The following is a 17,767-nucleotide window of genomic DNA, read 5'->3' on the forward strand; positions in this document are numbered from 1 at the left end:
GTTGGCCAGCATGATGTCCCAGCCGCTCTATCCTGCTGGCGCACACGGCGAAATCGCCACCAACAAAAAACGAACACCACCAAGGGTATTCGTCCAATATTTGCCAACGCGCAGCCGCCACCGCGTTGACCGCTAACTTATTTGAAATCAGCTGTCGCCCAATGGTTGATCGGGCCAAACTTATGACCGACCGCGATGGGTTGGGCAATCGCCGTATGAACGAATTTCTTCGCCAAGCGGATCGCCGCTGCCGGGGTCTGACCTTTCGCCAATTCTGCCGCGATCACGGCCGACAATGAATCGCCAGTGCCGTTGACATGATCGGTTTTGACGTAGGGCTCCGCCAGCCAGAAGGACTCGCCCGTCGCAGTCAGCACAAAATCGCGAACTTCACGCTGGTGCTCGTCATCATGGCGGCCCTTGATCATCACATTTTTCGCGCCGGCCGCTTGCAATTGCCGCGCTGCAGTCACGATCTGTTCATCGGTCGCTAGCTCTAGACCGGTCAGTTTTTGCGCTTCAAAGAAGTTCGGCGTCAACACCGTCGCCAAGGGTAATAACCGCCGGCGAAAAGTTTGATAGGCTTCTTCTTCCAATAACATCGCGCCGTGCTTGGTAATGATCACGGGATCGACCACCAAGGGGCCGAAATCATATTTCTGATAGCAATCCGCCACCACATTGATCACCGTGGCATCCGCCAACATGCCAGTTTTCGCGGCCCGGATCTTGAAATCCTTGGCTAAAGTCGCGAATTGTTGGGCGATGAATTCCGCCGGCATAACTTGGGCCGCTTCGATCCCGTAGGAATTCCCCGAAACCGCCGCCGTCAGGATCCCCATGCCATAAACATGACGCATGAAAAAACTATGCAAATCGGCCGGCATCCCGGCGCTGCCGTCTGAATCATTGCCGGCGATGGTCACGACTTGGATCTGTTCATTAGTCATCGTACTCCCCCTCTTTATCTAGAAAACTAGTTTGACTATCAGGACTATTATAATAACTCAATAACGGAAAGTGGATCGTCAAGGTCGTGCCCACGCCGACCGTTGAGCATACGCTGATCTGATGTCCCAACTTCTGCGCTAATTTCTGCGCCAAGTACAACCCTAGTCCGGTGGCGTGGGTGTCAGCGTGGCGGCCATTGGCACCGGTAAAACCCTTGTCAAAGATCCGCGACAGATCCGCTTCCGGGATCCCCACGCCAGTATCGGTGATCTGCAAGTCCAGACCGCGGCGATCCGAAACCACCGCGATCGTGATTTCGCCTGCTGGCGGCGTATATTTCAAACTATTGGCAATGATCTGCTGAATAATGAAACTAAGCCATTTTTGATCGGTCAAGACTGTATAATCCAAGTTTTTTCGTTCAAGACGGATTTTTTTGTGGATAAAATAATTCATATTATCGCGGACGACGGGATTGATGATCGCCTTCAGCGAATATTCTTGGATCAAATAATCATTCGCGAAATGACTCAGCCGGGAATAATACAAGACTTCCTCAACATAATGGTTCATTCGGTCGATTTCCTCGACCAATTGATCATATTTCTGTTCGCCGATCTCATCTTCCAAACTATCGCCCACCAACCGCAACGCCGCCAGCGGAACTTTGATATCGTGGACCCAACTATCGATAAATTCCCGTTGATCCGCCTGTTCATTGACCAAACTGTTCAATACCTGTTGATGGGTCTCCAATAAAACTTCGGAATAACGAGCGATTTGTCGTTCGTCACAGCGCTGGGGATTGATCAGTGGTTGATTCAAAATATTATCGGCATCGGTGATCCGGTCATCGACTTGGCGGTACCAACTACGCCGACTCCAAAATAAAACAAAGAGAAAGACCGCCAGAAAAATCACCAACAGCAGATCCAAATAAAGCAGATTGACCAACGCGATCGAATTTGACGGATCGAGCCAGATCACCAAATTAAACAGCAACAATCCCAGCAACCAGAAAATGATCTGCAAGAAATGATCCCGCGTAAATTTCCAAAAAGTCATTTTTCCCACCTCAAGGGATCAGGTACCCTTGCCCGACCTTCGTCACGATATAGTCTTCGATGCCCGCCTTTTCGATCTTCCGGCGCAACCGGTTCACATTGACCGTCAAGGTATTGTCATCAACGAACCGTTCATCATCCCAAAGCTCGCGCAACAACCGATCCCGCGAAATGATCTTGCCATGTTGGCGCATCATGAACTGCAACAATTTATATTCATTTTTAGAAAGATTGATCGTCTGCCCCTTGATCTGGGCATCGCCGTTTTGCAAATTCAATTTCAGCCCATTATGTTCCAAGAAATTCGCGTTCGAATCTTGATAATCATAGGTCCGCCGCAGCAAGGCATTGATCTTGGCCAACAGGACTTCCATCGAAAAGGGCTTATTGACAAAATCGTCGGCGCCCATATTCATCGCCATCACCATGTCCATGTTGGTGTTGCGCGACGAAATGAAAATGATCGGGATCTGCGAAACTTCGCGGATCTTTTGATTCCAATGAAAGCCATCAAAAACCGGCAAATTGATATCCATTAGGACTAAATCAGGTTTGGCCGCCGTAAATTCGGGCATGACTTGATTGAAGTCCTGAATGATGTACGCCTTCAAATCCCATTTCTCAAGATTCTCGGCGATCAATTGGGCGATCGTCGCGTCATCTTCAATAATCATGATTTTAAACATCTGTATCCTCCGCTGAAAAGGTCTGCCTTCATGTTACTGGTTTTTCTGAAAAAATACAATACAGAGACGACTGGGAAAGTGTTTGCGCCGACTTTTTTTGGCGTTAATTGTTGAGAGAACTTGTTTGAATGATGTCCGCGATGAAGGCCGCAGCTTGCGCTGCGAAATTCGGGGTGAGCTCGCTGTGGGCGTCACTTTGAGCTTTTCGGAAGGGCACCGAAAATCTCAAAGCTGAGCCTTGTCCTAGGCGGCAGAGCCGCCAAGGACAATTTCACGGCGATCTCACCCCGAATTTCACGCCACTCGGCAAGCTATCGCCAATTGATGGGGAACCGCGCAGTTGACGACCATGGTTAGTGGTCATCAGCTTTAAATTGGTGACACCAGCGCAGTCTGTCTGATGAACTAGGACATGATCTTGATGAATTGGCTAATTCGGTCGGGTTCCACCCAATGATTGTTAAGAAAGCAGGAGAAATTGTTCGGCCTATGCAAAGTATATCGGTATCTTAAACCGAATTCGTTGGTGTTGTCGTACCACCCAAAATGGTCATTTGTTTGACCGCAGCTTGCGCTGCGAAATTCGGGGTGAGCTCGCTGTGGGCGTCACTTTGAGCTTTTCGGAAGGGCACCGAAAATCTCAAAGCTGAGCCTTGTCCTAGGCGGCAGAGCCGCCAAGGACAATTTCACGGCGATCTCACCCCGAATTTCGCCACTCCGCAAGCTATCGCTAATTGATGAGGATCCACGCAGTTGACGACCATGGTTAGTGGTCATCAGCTTTAAATTGGTGACACCATACCAGTCTGTCTGATGAACTCGGGCATAATCTTGGCGAATCAATTGAATCTGTCGGTTTCCACCAGTAGATTGTTAAGAAAACAAGTAGAGATGTTCAGACTATGCAAAATATCCCGACTACCTAATCCAGATCAGTTGGTATTGCCGTACCACCCTAAAAAAGGGTGATTGTTTGACCTCTAGCTTGCAAAACCACTTCGTCAAATCCTTCGCCTCGATTACAGATAGGCTCAATTCTGTTCAGCAACCGGCTGGGACTGCGCGGCTCTATCTAGAGTGAGAGCCGACCTGGTCAGCTTCTGAGCATTAGCCTAGCAACTATTTTGGAGGCTGGTTTGTGCCTCCGGAATAGTTGCGTAGCTAAGCGGAAGAAGCTAGGTCGGCGAACACGTTTCAGTGGTGAAATTGTCCTTGGCGGATTGGCTCAAAACAGCGCCCACCACATTCCAGCCACGACAAACGTTCTGAGGCGGTTGCGTCCACATCGAAACCCACCACATCTGCAATTAAGCGCAGGTTCAAGAACCGATCCCAGACTTTCAGAATCCGTTGACATTGCCGTACCACCCTAAAAAAGGGAGTTGTTTAACCTCTAGCTTGCCAAACCACTTCGTCAAATTCTTCGCCTCGATTGCAGATAGGCTCGATTCTGCCTAGCAACCGGCTGGGACTGCGCGGCTCAGTGGTGAAATTGTCCTTGGCGGCTTTGCCGCTTAGGACAAGGCTCGATTTGAAGACAATTCCCGCTTTTGGAATTTGCTTCAAACGATGCCCACCACGTTCCAGTCCGCAACAGCAGTCCCAGCCGGTTGCGTCCCATCCAAACCCACCACTCCTGCAATTACGCGAAAAATCTGAAAGAGTAGTCCCACTCAAACAAAACCCAAAACAAAAAACACCAACTCGAATCACCACCACCAGCCGCATAGGGTTCAACCTACAAGCTGAGACGCTGTCTTCGAATTGGTGTCACGTTTCACTCTGCCATTTCGTTCTGACGTTTCATTTTAAAGCCCGATCACTTAACCAATTTGTCCCAAATCACCACATCGCCTTGGGCCAAGGAGCGCGGCACGTCGATGATCCGTTGATTACGACTACCACGAAATTGTAAGGTCAGATCCTTTTCCGCCTCCAAAAAGCGACCGTCCACCAGAATATCGATTTTACTTAATAATTCCAATTTGTCCGGCGTTTCTTGTTGCAACTCTGCCCAAGTATACCCGGTCCAGGACCAGATATCTTTCGTTGACCCAAAACGCGCGCGAATCGCGTCAACTAATTTCAAACAGACCTGTGTATTCAAGAAGGGCTCGCCCCCCAAGAGCGTCAACCCCTGAACATACGATTGACCCAGATCCGTCAAAATTCGTTCTTGTAGCTCATCGGTGTAGGGTTGACCGTAATGGAAATTCTGCGCGGCGGCGTTGTAGCAACCGGGACAAGCGAATTGACAGCCGGAAACATATAAACTGCAACGCACCCCTTCCCCATCAACGAAATTAAAGGGCTTATAGTCGGCGATATATTGCTGGCTCAGTTGGGCTGCTTGCCATTCACCAGGCTGTGGATTTTTCGGGAGACGCGGCGAACGCCAAGTTACTTTTGTCGTAAAAATCACCCATTTCTTTGTTGATTGGCCACCTGATTATTGCTGAAGCTTAAATGTTTGACCCGTGAAACAATTTCTTCGTGGCGGCCGTGGACCATTGGCCGCTGGTTCGGGTTACCTAAATAACCGCACGTCCGTTTAACGACATCACAACTGGCGGGATCGGAATTACCACATTCTGGGCACTTGAATCCTTTGGCCGTTGGGACGAATTCGCCCTTGAAGCCACACTTGAAGCACTGATCGATCGGCGTGTTGGTTCCCAGATAGCCGATTCGATCATAACCGTAGTTCCAAACCGCCTCTAGCGCTTTGGGGTTTTGTTTCAGATTAGGATACTCGCAATAATGAATGAACCCACCCGCGCAATATTTCGGATAATCTTTTTCAAAATCGAGTTTTTCAAACGGTGTGGGATTCTTGCGGACGTCATAGTGGAAACTATTGGTGTAGTACTCTTTGTCGGTAATGTCCTTGATCTTACCAAACTTCTTGGTATCAAGCCGGCAGAACCGGTCAGTCAGGCTTTCTGATGGTGTGGAATAAACGCTAAAGTGATAGCCGTATTCCTGCTCCCAATCGACGCAATGATCGTGCAACGCCTTGACGACTTTGATCGTGAACGCTTTGGCGGCAGGATCATGTTCCCAAGTTGGTCCGAAGAAGACCGTCCCAACTTCATATAACCCAATGTAACCTAAAGAAACAGTGGCGCGACTATTCTTGAACAATTCATCGACAGATTGGTCTTTGCGCAAACGTGGGCCGAAAGCGCCGTATTGATAAAGAATTGGCGCGTTATAAGGATGCGCCTGCTTCGCGCGATTGACTTTGAAGACCAACGCCTCTTCGCAAACTTGAAGCCGCTGTTCCAAGATCGTCCAGAATTTAGCCTGATCCCCTTTGGATTCCAAGGCGATCCGCGGCAAGTTCAAAGTAACCACGCCAAGATTCATGCGGCCAGAATTCACTTCGCGACCTTCTTGATCTTGCCAACCTTGCAAAAAGCTGCGGCAACCCATCGGCGCTTTGAACGAGCCGGTCAGTTCAACGATCTTGTCGTAGCTTAGCACGTCAGGATACATCCGTTTGGTGGCGCATTCGATCGCCAATTGTTTCACATCATAATTGGGATCCGTTGGTTCCAAGTTCAAACCACGCTTCAAAGCGAAGACTAGCTTAGGGAAAATCGCGGTCCGATGTTCTTTACCTAATCCGAGAATCCGAATTTGTAAAATCGACTTCTGAATCTCACGTTCGATCCAGCTCGTCCCTAAACCAAAACCAAGCGTGGTGAACGGCGTTTGTCCTTGGGAGGAATATAATGTGTTGATTTCATATTCCAAGGCTTGCATCGCGTCATAAATGTCTTTCTTAGTCCGTTTGATCGCGTATTCTTTGCGGCGTTCTGGCTCATCGATCCATTCCGCGGCCTCGGCTTCGTGCTTGATCAGGTTCTTTTCCGCGAACGGGGCCAATAATTCATCCACCCGGTCGGCTGAACAGCCACCATATTGACTGGAGGCCACATTGGCAATGATCTGGGCCATCTGCGCCGTTGCCGTTTGAATCGAGTGCGGTGGTTCAACTTCCGCGTTGCCGATCTTAAAGCCGTGAGTCAACATTTCCTTGAAATCGATCAAGCAACAATTGGTCATCGGGCTGTATGGTTGGTAATCCAAATCATGCCAGTGGATCTCCCCTTTGAGGTGAGCATTGGCGACTTGCGGTGGCAACATTTTCAACCCGATCGCCTTGGCTACGGTGCCGGACGTCAAATCCCGCTGCGTATTGAACACTTGGCTGTCCTTATTGGCATTCTCGTTGACCACGGTCGCGTCACGGTTCAGCAACTTCTTGATCGTAAAATTGATATCGGTCGCTTGGCTGCGGGCAAAATCCCGTTGTGTCCGGTAACCAATGTATTCTTGCGCAATCGAATAGAGATGGTGATCCAGCAAAGTATGCTCCACAATGTTCTGGATCTCATAGATCTTAACATTGGTGTTGAACCGATCGGTGATCTCCGCCAACACGTCATCCAGAACTGTTTGTAACTCAACATCGGACACTTCTTCGCCGGCCTGTTCCGTCTTCGTCGCCGCTTTTTGGATCGCCTGGGCGACCTTCTCCGGTTCAAAGCGCATGATGCGGCCATCACGCTTGATTACATTGATCGTTGGTAATTTTGTCTGTAACGGGGTTTTCAACTCGTCCATTGCCATCGCTCCACTCTCTATTGATTCGCTATTGATACACAATCATTATCTTTGACGCCCATGCACACATTTCCACAGCCAAACGCGATTTCTCCACGATCGCCTGGCCACTATCATTACTGATCGTTCAAAAATCACCTATCATAACTGACCGATCAAAAATCACCTATCATAACTGATCGATCAAAAACGAAAGGTTTCGTCTAGCACCATTTTACCCTGACCATAATTTAAATCAAGCTACATGTTGTGTTTTCGGAATGCATATATACAAGATGGTGTGGCAAACGATTGTGCTAAATGTATAAATCTTCGATAAAGTTACCAGCCTCCCGCGGTCAATTCCAGTGCTGACTCCCCTTTTTGCATGAATCTTAACCATGAGAAAAGTCGCATCTTATTCAAAAACGCCCTCAAAAAATATATTTCTCCTCAAGTTCGATTAGTCACGCTTTGTCCATCCCCTTGAAGCGGTACCAAAAAACCCGCCAGCATTAAACTAGCGGGTAACATGACCTAAGAATCCCTCAACTAAAAACCTAATCCATCACTGCTAATTTCGCAGCCAACGTTTCTTGGTTCAAGTCGATCGTTGCTGGCGTCTCCAGTTCAATTAGGCGGTAAACGCCACGATGATTGTCTTCGAGCCGATAATGCCCTGTTGATTGCAACACTTCGCGAATAATTTGAATATCGCGTTGGAAGCGTTTCTTACGATTCGCCAAATCATTCTCGCCCGCCGCTTGTTGATACAGCCCAGCCTCCGCGGTGATCATCTCTGATTTGGAGATCTGCTTACGTCCCATCAACAAAATAAAGAGTCGTAAAATTCGTTCCTGACTATTCATTATTCTAAACCCCTTCATCCACCAATTTTTCCGTAGGCATTTCCGTTCCGATTGGCCCACGTGCTGCATCGAACTGAAATACCCCTATAACCGCATTATATACAACGGCCTAGTCACAATGTGACATGTGAGACTCTTTTTCAAAATAAAAATGACTTTTTTGGATTATTTTAGGGATTTTAGGAAAAATGCACAAGAAATGTCGGCCGATTGATTGCTTTTTATCGGGGTTGGTGCAAAAAAAGGGTGAAGCGCTTGTTCAACATAACCAAAACAAGGGCCGCGAGGTTTGTGACGACGACGGCAAACAAAAAAGCTACGGAAAACCTCCCGTAGCTAATTCGTAGCTGGATCAACTGAATGGTTGGATCTGACTGATCAATTGGCGCATCGCGGTGCGAGCAACTAGGCCCGCTTCAACCGCAAGGACATGGCGTTCAATGCCACGATCACAGTGGAGAAGGACATGATGATCGCGCCGATCGCCGGTGACAAGACGAAGCCGATCGGGGCCAAGACGCCGGCCGCTAACGGAATCGCAATCAAATTGTACCCAGCGCCCCACCAAAGGTTTTCGATCATTTTCCGATTGGTGGCTTGAGCCAAATTAAGGAAGTTCAAAATATCCGCTGGATCACTATGGACCAAGATCACATCGGCGGCATCGATGGCCACATCAGTTCCCGCGCCGATCGCCACCCCAATATCGGCCCGAACTAAGGCAGGCGCGTCATTGACGCCATCGCCGACCATCATCACGTGATGACCAGCGGCTTGATACTCACGCACAACCTTTTCTTTATCTTCTGGCAGTAAATGCGCCTTGAATTCGGTAATGCCCAAACTCGCCGCGACTTTTGCGGCCGTCGCCTGGTTGTCCCCGGTCAACATAACCGGCGTGATGCCCCGAGCCTGCAAGGCCTTGATAAAACTACGGGCGCTATCCTTGATCTGATCCCCTGCGGCGAAAATCGCCAACACCTGCTGACCACTGATCAAATAACTCACGCTATTGCCCTGATCGGCCAAGGTCGTAAATGCCGCTTGGTCAAAGGCAAGCTGATGCTGCTGTAAATAATTGACAGTGACGATCTGATAATCTCGCGCGTCGATCGTTCCAGCCAAACCGACCCCTTTGATCGTTTGGACGTCGGTGGCTTCAGGCAAAGTTAACTGGGCCTTTTTGACCGCGCTCAAAACGCCAGTGGCGATCGGATGGCTACTATGTTGCTCCAGGCCACCAATCAATTGCAGCGCCTGATCATCGCTTAAATCCGCTTGGTAACTGTGGACAGCATTCAAGGTGAAATTACCTTCCGTTAAGGTCCCGGTTTTATCCAAGAAAACATGGGTGATCGTTTTCGCGTTCTCCAAAGCTTGACGTTCCTGGATCAACAGGCCATTGACCGCCGCTAATGAGGTGCTACGCGCGACCACTAACGGGACCGCCACCCCTAGAGCGTGGGGGCAGGCGATCACGAGAACCGCCACCATTCGTTCCAGCGCGGTCGCCATGTCGGCGTTGAAGCCCCAAACAACGAAAGTCAGGATCCCTGCAACTAAAGCGAAGTAGAACAACCAGCCGGCAACTTTGTCCGCCATGGTTTCTGATTTCGACTTGTCATTTTGCGCCCGGCCGATCAATTTCATCACTTGCGATAAATAACCACTTTCGCCGGTGCCCGTGACTTTGATCGTCAAGGTGCCATCGCCATTGACTGAACCACCGATCACCGTGGCGCCCACTTCTTTATTGATCGCCTTAGATTCACCAGTGACCAAAGATTCGTTGACCTGACTTTGGCCATTGATGATCGTCCCATCGGCCGGAATCGACTCCCCACCGCGAACGATCAAGAGATCATTGATCTTGATCTGGGCTAAAGGCCGCTCAACAACTTCGCCAGTGGTAACCTGAACGTGAGCTTGGCTCGGCAACAACTGCGCCATTTTCTCCAGGGCATTGCCGGCCTTCATCATCGCGTTCATTTCGATCCAGTGACCCAATAACATGATCAAGATCAGCGTGGCCAATTCGGTGAAAAAGTCCATCACATGATGATTGTCTAAGAAATTCCGGGCGATAAACGCGTACACACTATAGAAGTAAGAAACGGAGATCCCCAAGGAAATCAAGGTCATCATCGCCGGCTTCTTCTCTTTCAACTCATAATAAGCCGCGTTAATGAACGTCCAGCCACCATAGAAGAACAGCACGGTAGCGCTGACCAAAACTAGCCATTCAGAGCCAGGAAAAGCCGGGATCACCGCGCGGCTGAAGCCCATGATCTGGGACAACAACAGCACCGGGATCGCCATGATCACCGAGATCCAAAACTTCTTCTTTAAATTACCCATGTGCATCATATGGCCGCCGTGCATCATCATGTCGCCGTCCATCTCGTCCATGTCATGATTCATCCCAGCCATATCATGCCCCATCATGCTATGGTCCATTTGGCTATGATCCATTTTACTGTGATCCATCTGGCTATGATCCATTTTGCTGTGGTCCATTTTGCTGTGGTCCATTTGGCTGTGATCCATTTGGCTATGGTCCATCTGACTGTGATCAATCTGGCTATGATCCATTTTGCTGTGGTCCATCTGGCTGTGATCCATCTGCTTGTGATCGTTCATTTCGTTTTTGGTCATTCGTGACACTCCCCTTGGTTTTCGACTTGGCAGTCCGCTAAGCAATCACAGGCGACAACAGCCGGCGCCGTTGCTTGCTTGGTTGCGATCAGTTGGCTCAGTTCGGTCAAATCTTGCTGACTCAATGTATTGTTCTTGACGAGGCGAATCAGGGTCGGGCCCACGTGCATCGCGCATAAATTGGCGAAAAGCGCGTCGGTTTGCTGATTGATCCCGGCCTGTTCCGTGATCGTCGCTTGATAAACATAAGGGCGTTGCGTCCCTTGACGTTCCAGATAGCCTTTTTGTTGCAGGCGCCGAATCAAGGTTTTGATCGTTGATTCAGTCCAATCCATTTTCTCCTGCAAGCTGCTGATCAGTTCATGGGTCTGGGCGCCGTTCAAGGTCCAAACGATCCGCATGACCTCCCACTCTGCTGGGCTGATTTCTGGTAAATTTTCAGGTTGCGTTGACGTCATCGTTGCCGCCTGCCTTTCATTAGGATGAGTTAAGTTTACAATTGTAGACTTATTTTGTCAACCACTTTGCTTACTTTTTTATCGTTTGTTTTTTGCGGATAAAAGTATGATGTCCGCAGCTTGCGCTGCGCGTGGCGTTGGTGGTTGGCAAGTGTGGTGAGGCTCCAGGTCGGGCTGGGGGTGGTGGAACGCAGCGGGCACGATTTTGAGCTTTTCGGAAGTGCACCGAAAATCTCAAAACTCGGCCTTATTGTAGGCGATAAATCGCCAACAATAATATCGCGGCTGACTCACCCCCAGCCCGACCTTCCACCGACAAGTAAACAGACCACCAACGCCACGCTCCGCTCCAGCCGCTCAACGTTTTAACAGTCGCTTGAGCACTCACGCCGACTGGCAAGCTATCGCCAATTGATGAGGAGCCACGCAATCGACGACCGTGGTTAGTGTTTACAAGTTTTAAATTGGTGACACCAGTACAGCCGGTCTGATGAACTCAGACAGAATCTTGATGAATTGGTTGAATCAGTCGGTTTCCATCCATGAATTGTTGAGGAAACGAGTAGAGATTCTCAGTCTACTCAAAATGTCCCGACCTTCTAATCCGAACCAGTTGGCATCACCGTACCACCTCAAAAGTAGGCAATTATTTGACCACCACACTTGTAAAAGCACTTCGTCAAATTCTTCACTTCGATTGCAGATAGACGCAATTCTGCCTAGCAACCGCCTCAGGGCGTGTGGCTCAGCAGTGAAATTTGTCTTAGTGATTTATCACTTAGACAAAGACCTGATTTTGAGACAAGCCGTGCCCTTTGCGGATTGGCTCAAAACAGCGTCCACTGCGTTCCAGCCACCATAAACACCCTGAGGCGGTTGCGTTCTCACCAAACCCAATCACCCCTGCAATCAAGCGAAGATTCAAGAACAGAAATCCACAAGACTCAATCATTCAATCGATACTACTGAAAATCAGTCCACAAACACATTCCAACGCAAAAAAGCCTCACGCAAAATTGCGTGAGGCTTTTCGGATAAGCGGATATTTTAATTCGTCAGCGTGGCTTACTTCAAGGTGTCCTTGACCAACTTGATGTTATCATCATTCGTCAAAGATTCGTTCAAAGCTTTGTCAGCCATTTTAGCCATTTCAGCCGTGTCCAAACGTTTCATCAAGGAACGGATCTTCAAAATCGAAGTCGCGCCCATGGAGAACTCGTCAAGACCTAAACCAACTAAAATCGGCGCCATGATTGGGTCACCAGCAGCTTCGCCACACATGCCAGCCCACTTGCCTTCTTTATGCGCAGAGTCGATTACATGCTTGACTAAGCGCAAAATAGATGGGTTATAAGGTTGGTATAGGTAAGAAACGTGCTCGTTGCCCCGATCAGCAGCCATGGTATATTGGATCAGATCGTTGGTCCCAATACTGAAGAAATCAACTTCCTTCGCAAATTGGTCGGCTAAAACAGCCGCCGCAGGGATTTCGATCATGATCCCAACTTCATATTTGCCGACTTCAGTGCCTTCAGCGACTAATTTAGCTTTTTCTTCATCAAGAATTGCTTTGGCTTGGCGGAATTCTTGCAAGGTCGCGATCATTGGGAACATGATTCGCAAGTGACCGAACGCAGACGCGCGCAATAACGCACGTAATTGGGTCCGGAAAATATCCTGTCGGCTCAAGCTGATCCGGATCGCCCGGTAGCCTAAGAATGGATTCATTTCTTCAGGAAGTGGCAAGTATGGTAAATGCTTGTCGCCCCCGATATCCATGGTCCGAACAACAACAGGCTTGCCATTCATGCCTTCGATGACCGCTTTATAAGCGTCGAATTGGTCGTCTTCGGTTGGCAGTTCTGGAGAGTCCATATAAAGGAACTCTGTCCGATAAAGGCCAATCGCTTCTGCCCCATTATCGGTAGCGCCAGCCAGGTCTTTTGGTGTGCCAATGTTGGCCGCCAATTCGAAATGCTTACCGTCAGCGGTTTCTGTCCGAGCGTCACGTAACTTCGCCCATTCAGCTTTTTGGGCCGCATATTCTTTCGCCAGCTGCTGATATTTCGCAACATCAGCCGCGGTTGGTTCAACAACGATGTCGCCGGTATTCCCGTCGACAATGACTTGTTGATCAGCTTTGATATCAGTGGTGACCGTCCCAGCGCCAACGATGGCCGGAATCTCTAAAGAGCGGGCCATGATCGCGGAATGAGCCGTCCGCCCACCAATATCGGTGACGAAAGCTTTGACGTATTTCTTGTTCAACTGTGCCGTATCACTAGGCGTCAAGTCATGAGCGACGATAATGACTTCTTCATCGATCAAGGCCGGATTAGGCAGTTCGACCCCTAACAAGTGCGCCATGATCCGCTTGGTAACATCGCGGACGTCAGCGGCGCGTTCTTGCATATAAGGATTATCTGTCATCGCCTCAAACATATTGATGAACGTGGTCGCAACATCATCCAAAGCGGATTCCGCGTTGACTTTCTCATCTTCGATCTTTTGTTTGACGGCGCCTGTGAATTCAGGGTCCGCTAAAATCATCATATGCGCATCAAAAACTTGGGCTTCTTCTTCGCCCAAGCTTTTGCTTGCGATATCTCGGATTTGTTGTAACTCGGAATTAGATTTAGCGATGGCGCTTTGCAAACGATCGGTTTCTTTCGTTACATCATTGATTGCAGACTTCGAAAATGACAAATCAGGTTGAACAAGGAGATAGGCTTTGGCGATTGCAACGCCGTCACTAGCCGCAATCCCTTTCAAGGTTGTAGTCATTATTCAGAAAGTCCTTCTTTCTTCATTGTCTCGTCAACGGCAACGATTGCTTCGGCTTCATCAGCGCCATCAGCAGAGATCGTAACATCTGCGCCTTGACCAACGCCTAAGGACATTACACCCATGATTGACTTCAAGTTAACTGACTTACCTTTGTATTCAAGGTTGATGTCTGAGTTGAACTTGCTAGCAGTTTGAACCAAGAGAGTTGCAGGACGAGCATGAATACCAGTCTCAGCAATAACATGAAAATCGCGTTTTTCCATTATAATGAGCTCCTTCATAAATAAAAAATTTTTGGTTGCGTTAAAAAACACAACCGTGAAACAGGTCCGTTTTCGGACGCTGTTTGCTACAACCTAAATGCTACCATTTTTTGCCAAATACTACAAGAATTTTTGAACGTTAACCTGCCAAAAATCGGCTTATTTATTGAACGTTACCGCTTTCATCAAATCGATAGATCACTGTACCATTTCGCTTGGCTTCACCCACGATTTCTTTCCGTTGCGGGAACTCTAACCAAGCTTTTCGGAAGTTCATGAAGTCCTTTTCTGTCACTGTTAATGACGATATCTCACCATTGACCAGCGCTTGTAATTGCTGCGAATAATCGGAAGTCATTTTGATTGCCCACCTTGTCTTTGAAGATTTAAAATAGTTTTAAGAGCTAGACCCCTTTGTTCAAGGTGCCATCTAAAGCTTATGAAAATTTGGTCAGAATTACAAGCCTTAGCACTTGCGCCCATAGAGTGCTAATACTATAATACAAGCATAGGTCAACAAAGGTCAAACTTTGCCCGACCTTTTTTACCAGAAGCGACACATCCAGAAAGGTGTGATGGAGACAATGTTATGCCAAAATTGTCATCAAAATGAAGCCACGATTCATTTATATACGACGGTTAATGGGCAGCGCCGGGAAATCGACCTGTGCCAAAACTGCTATCAACAACTAAAAAATGAAGTTGGTCAAGGAGGTAATTCAAGTATGGCCCAAGATCCATTTGGTTTTTCTGACCTTAACGATATGTTACGCGCAATTGGCGGTCAAGGCAATGATCCCAACGCTGGCTTGCAGCAGCAACAAGAGCGCCCATCCCAAGCGCAACCGGGCCAAGGTGGCCGGGGCAATCGGCGGGGTAATGGCGTGCTCGCCCAATTCGGCGTCAATTTGACCGATCAAGCGCGCCAAGGTAAGATCGACCCGGTCATCGGCCGCGATAGCGAAATCGCCCGGGTGATCGAGATTCTCAACCGCCGGACCAAGAACAACCCGGTTTTGATCGGGGAAGCCGGCGTGGGTAAGACCGCTGTTGTCGAAGGCTTGGCGCAGAAGATCGTCGATGGCGATGTACCCGCCAAATTACAAAATAAAGAGATCATTCGCTTGGACGTGGTGTCTTTGGTCCAAGGAACCGGTGTCCGCGGTCAATTCGAACAACGGATGCAACAAATGATCCAAGAATTGCAACGCAACCCTAATATTATTTTATTCATTGATGAAATCCACGAAATCGTCGGCGCCGGCAACGCTGAAGGGGGCATGGACGCCGGTAACGTCTTGAAACCAGCTTTGGCTCGCGGCGAACTGCAATTAGTTGGCGCCACCACCATGAATGAATATCGGACCATCGAAAAGGATTCCGCCTTAGCGCGGCGGCTCCAACCGGTGACGGTGGATGAGCCGACCCAAGCGGAAACCGTCGCGATTCTCAAGGGTTTGCAGCCCCGCTACGAAGATTATCATCATGTGCGCTATTCCGCGGAAGCAATCAAGGCGGCGGTCAGTCTGTCGGCGCGTTATATCCAAGATCGCTTTCTACCGGACAAGGCAATTGACTTGCTAGATGAATCCGGCTCAAAGAAGAATCTCACTTTGACCAATATCGACCCGAAAGTGATCGAAGAGAAGATCCAATCAGCCGAATCGCAGAAACAAGAAGCGTTGCAGCAAGAAGATTATGAGCGGGCGGCCTACTTCCGTGATCAAATCGAAAAGCTCAATAAAATGAAAACGAACCAAGCCTCCGCCGATGGTGATCGGCCGGTGATCACGGAAAAGGATATGGAACAGATTGTTGAAGAGAAGACCCATATCCCCGTTGGTGAGTTGCGGGCGCAAGAGCAAGCGCAATTAAAGAACCTGGCGGAAGATCTGGAGGCCAAGGTGATCGGCCAAGATCAAGCGGTTGACAAGGTTGCCCGCGCGATCCGGCGGAATCGGATCGGCTTCAATAAATCCGGTCGACCGATCGGCTCCTTCCTCTTTGTTGGCCCCACTGGTGTCGGCAAAACCGAACTGGCCAAGCAATTGGCTAAAGAGCTGTTTGGCTCCCAAGACGCAATGATCCGCTTTGACATGAGTGAATACATGGAAAAGCACAGCGTTTCGAAATTGATCGGGTCACCTCCTGGCTATGTTGGTTACGAAGAGGCCGGTCAATTAACCGAGAAAGTGCGGCGCAATCCGTATAGCCTAGTCCTGCTCGATGAAATCGAGAAGGCCCATCCTGATGTTATGCATATGTTCCTGCAGATTCTTGATGACGGCCGCTTGACCGATTCGCAAGGACGCACCGTTTCCTTCAAAGATACCATTATTATCATGACCTCCAACGCCGGCCAAGGTGACATTGAAGCCAATGTTGGTTTCGGCGCCGCGGCTACAGGCGAAACGCATTCGGTTTTGGACAAATTGACTGATTTCTTCAAACCGGAGTTTCTCAACCGTTTCGATGACATTGTCGAATTCAATTCGTTGACCAAGGCTAATTTGATGAAGATCGTCGATTTGATGATCAATGACACCAATACCATGATCGCTGATAAAGGCTTGACCATTCACGTCACCGAACCGGTCAAGGAGAAGCTGGTCGATCTTGGCTACGATCCGACCATGGGCGCGCGGCCATTGCGGCGTGTGATCCAGGAACAGATCGAAGACCGGGTTGCCGACTTTTATCTTGATCATCCGAAAATCAAGCAATTGGAAGCGCGCATCGTTGACGACCAAATCCGAATCGGTGAACAACGCCATGACGAACCCAGCGTGACCACACCCAGCGAGGTTACCAAAGACTAGTCGGTTCACCAAAGGACCAGCCAACTCTAGGACCTAAGTAGAAAAATCACCTAAAACGGCGCCAAGGCCAACTGACCTTGACGCCGTTTTTTAGCAGAATGGGCAAATTCGGCCGGTCTTGGGCGGCAATCAGACGAACTGATCGCTCACCAACAGTGATGCAGACAACTTTTTGCAGGAAAAAGGGGATTTTCCCCGAAATAAGGGCCGAAACGTTTTCAAAAACGAACATTTTATTCTATACTAATGTTAGCGAGTTTTACACAAAAAAATCAACCTCGGAGGGATCAGATGAGACTTTTTGATGTAACCAATAGCTTCAGTAAATTAGTCCATAACCAACTAGCGGGAACAGACGCTAAATTGGTCAAAGTATATTCGTTAGGTAACGTGACTGTTGTCTACACGAAGGCGCCCACCCACCAGGAAATTCTGATGAAGAGCGAGCACCGTGATATTTCTGAAGATGAGATCGATTTCGCCATTAAAACCTTGATCAAACAACGGCCGAAGAAAACAGAGATCATTCGCGGCAATCATTTGGCCGAAATTTCTGTTCAGACCCGTGTCTAAATCACCAAGGACTATTTCTAGGAGGTCGCAG

17 protein-coding genes are annotated in these 17,767 nt (G+C 48.8%); 2 read left to right on the forward strand and 15 right to left on the reverse strand.

Features of this window, described 5'->3' with window-relative positions:
• Window positions 1-137 precede the first annotated feature (137 nt).
• From thiD to EKM94_RS01525, 15 genes are all read right to left on the reverse strand, one after another.
• Window positions 138-950: a bifunctional hydroxymethylpyrimidine kinase/phosphomethylpyrimidine kinase gene (thiD, locus tag EKM94_RS01460; protein ID WP_125596447.1), complete on the reverse strand. Its 813-nt coding sequence runs from the start codon at window positions 948-950 to the stop codon at window positions 138-140.
• A complete protein-coding gene (locus tag EKM94_RS01465) occupies window positions 943-2,016 on the reverse strand; it encodes a sensor histidine kinase (protein WP_125596450.1) in 1,074 nt (357 codons plus the stop codon). Before EKM94_RS01465 ends, thiD begins: the two co-directional genes overlap by 8 nt.
• Before the next feature lie 10 nt (window positions 2,017-2,026).
• A complete protein-coding gene (locus EKM94_RS01470) occupies window positions 2,027-2,701 on the reverse strand; it encodes a response regulator transcription factor (RefSeq protein WP_125596453.1) in 675 nt (224 codons plus the stop codon).
• Window positions 2,702-3,210: 509 nt separating this feature from the next.
• Window positions 3,211-3,333, reverse strand: coding sequence for a hypothetical protein (locus EKM94_RS12730; protein WP_263853210.1), 123 nt, complete (start codon window positions 3,331-3,333; stop codon window positions 3,211-3,213).
• Window positions 3,308-3,544, reverse strand: a complete 237-nt coding sequence (locus EKM94_RS01475; RefSeq protein WP_125596456.1) for a hypothetical protein — start codon at window positions 3,542-3,544, stop codon at window positions 3,308-3,310. Before EKM94_RS01475 ends, EKM94_RS12730 begins: the two co-directional genes overlap by 26 nt.
• A gap of 543 nt (window positions 3,545-4,087) precedes the next feature.
• Window positions 4,088-4,267, reverse strand: coding sequence for a hypothetical protein (locus tag EKM94_RS01480; RefSeq protein WP_125596459.1), 180 nt, complete (start codon window positions 4,265-4,267; stop codon window positions 4,088-4,090).
• 253 nt (window positions 4,268-4,520) lie between these two features.
• Complete coding sequence (nrdG, locus tag EKM94_RS01485) at window positions 4,521-5,123, reverse strand: anaerobic ribonucleoside-triphosphate reductase activating protein (RefSeq protein ID WP_191987490.1); 603 nt, start codon at window positions 5,121-5,123, stop codon at window positions 4,521-4,523.
• On the reverse strand, window positions 5,120-7,333 hold the full coding sequence (gene nrdD / locus EKM94_RS01490) for an anaerobic ribonucleoside-triphosphate reductase (protein WP_125596462.1): 2,214 nt from the start codon (window positions 7,331-7,333) through the stop codon (window positions 5,120-5,122). The genes nrdG and nrdD overlap by 4 nt, the downstream gene beginning before the upstream one ends.
• A gap of 539 nt (window positions 7,334-7,872) precedes the next feature.
• Window positions 7,873-8,181 carry a hypothetical protein gene (locus tag EKM94_RS01495; RefSeq protein WP_125596465.1) on the reverse strand — a complete coding sequence of 103 codons (309 nt, stop codon included), beginning with the start codon at window positions 8,179-8,181 and terminating at the stop codon, window positions 7,873-7,875.
• Between the two features lie 405 nt (window positions 8,182-8,586).
• Window positions 8,587-10,836: a heavy metal translocating P-type ATPase gene (locus tag EKM94_RS01500; RefSeq protein ID WP_125596468.1), complete on the reverse strand. Its 2,250-nt coding sequence runs from the start codon at window positions 10,834-10,836 to the stop codon at window positions 8,587-8,589.
• Window positions 10,833-11,294, reverse strand: coding sequence for a CopY/TcrY family copper transport repressor (locus tag EKM94_RS01505; RefSeq protein ID WP_125596471.1), 462 nt, complete (start codon window positions 11,292-11,294; stop codon window positions 10,833-10,835). Before EKM94_RS01505 ends, EKM94_RS01500 begins: the two co-directional genes overlap by 4 nt.
• Before the next feature lie 247 nt (window positions 11,295-11,541).
• Window positions 11,542-11,724 carry a hypothetical protein gene (locus EKM94_RS01510; RefSeq protein ID WP_125596474.1) on the reverse strand — a complete coding sequence of 61 codons (183 nt, stop codon included), beginning with the start codon at window positions 11,722-11,724 and terminating at the stop codon, window positions 11,542-11,544.
• A gap of 635 nt (window positions 11,725-12,359) precedes the next feature.
• On the reverse strand, window positions 12,360-14,078 hold the full coding sequence (gene ptsP, locus EKM94_RS01515) for a phosphoenolpyruvate--protein phosphotransferase (RefSeq protein WP_125596477.1): 1,719 nt from the start codon (window positions 14,076-14,078) through the stop codon (window positions 12,360-12,362).
• On the reverse strand, window positions 14,078-14,344 hold the full coding sequence (locus EKM94_RS01520; protein ID WP_125596480.1) for a phosphocarrier protein HPr: 267 nt from the start codon (window positions 14,342-14,344) through the stop codon (window positions 14,078-14,080). The genes ptsP and EKM94_RS01520 overlap by 1 nt, the downstream gene beginning before the upstream one ends.
• Before the next feature lie 163 nt (window positions 14,345-14,507).
• Window positions 14,508-14,702, reverse strand: a complete 195-nt coding sequence (locus tag EKM94_RS01525) for a hypothetical protein (protein WP_125596482.1) — start codon at window positions 14,700-14,702, stop codon at window positions 14,508-14,510.
• Between the two features lie 226 nt (window positions 14,703-14,928).
• Between EKM94_RS01525 and EKM94_RS01530 the strand changes: the two genes are divergently transcribed.
• The gene (locus EKM94_RS01530) at window positions 14,929-17,163 is read left to right on the forward strand and encodes an ATP-dependent Clp protease ATP-binding subunit (RefSeq protein ID WP_125596969.1); all 2,235 of its coding nucleotides are present in this window, start codon (window positions 14,929-14,931) and stop codon (window positions 17,161-17,163) included.
• A 291-nt stretch (window positions 17,164-17,454) separates the two neighbouring features.
• A complete protein-coding gene (locus EKM94_RS01535; RefSeq protein WP_125596485.1) occupies window positions 17,455-17,736 on the forward strand; it encodes a DUF1827 family protein in 282 nt (93 codons plus the stop codon).
• Window positions 17,737-17,767: the final 31 nt, after the last annotated feature.

Origin of the sequence: Lapidilactobacillus achengensis, assembly GCF_003946655.1 — a bacterium.
Lineage (GTDB): Bacteria > Bacillota > Bacilli > Lactobacillales > Lactobacillaceae > Lapidilactobacillus > Lapidilactobacillus achengensis.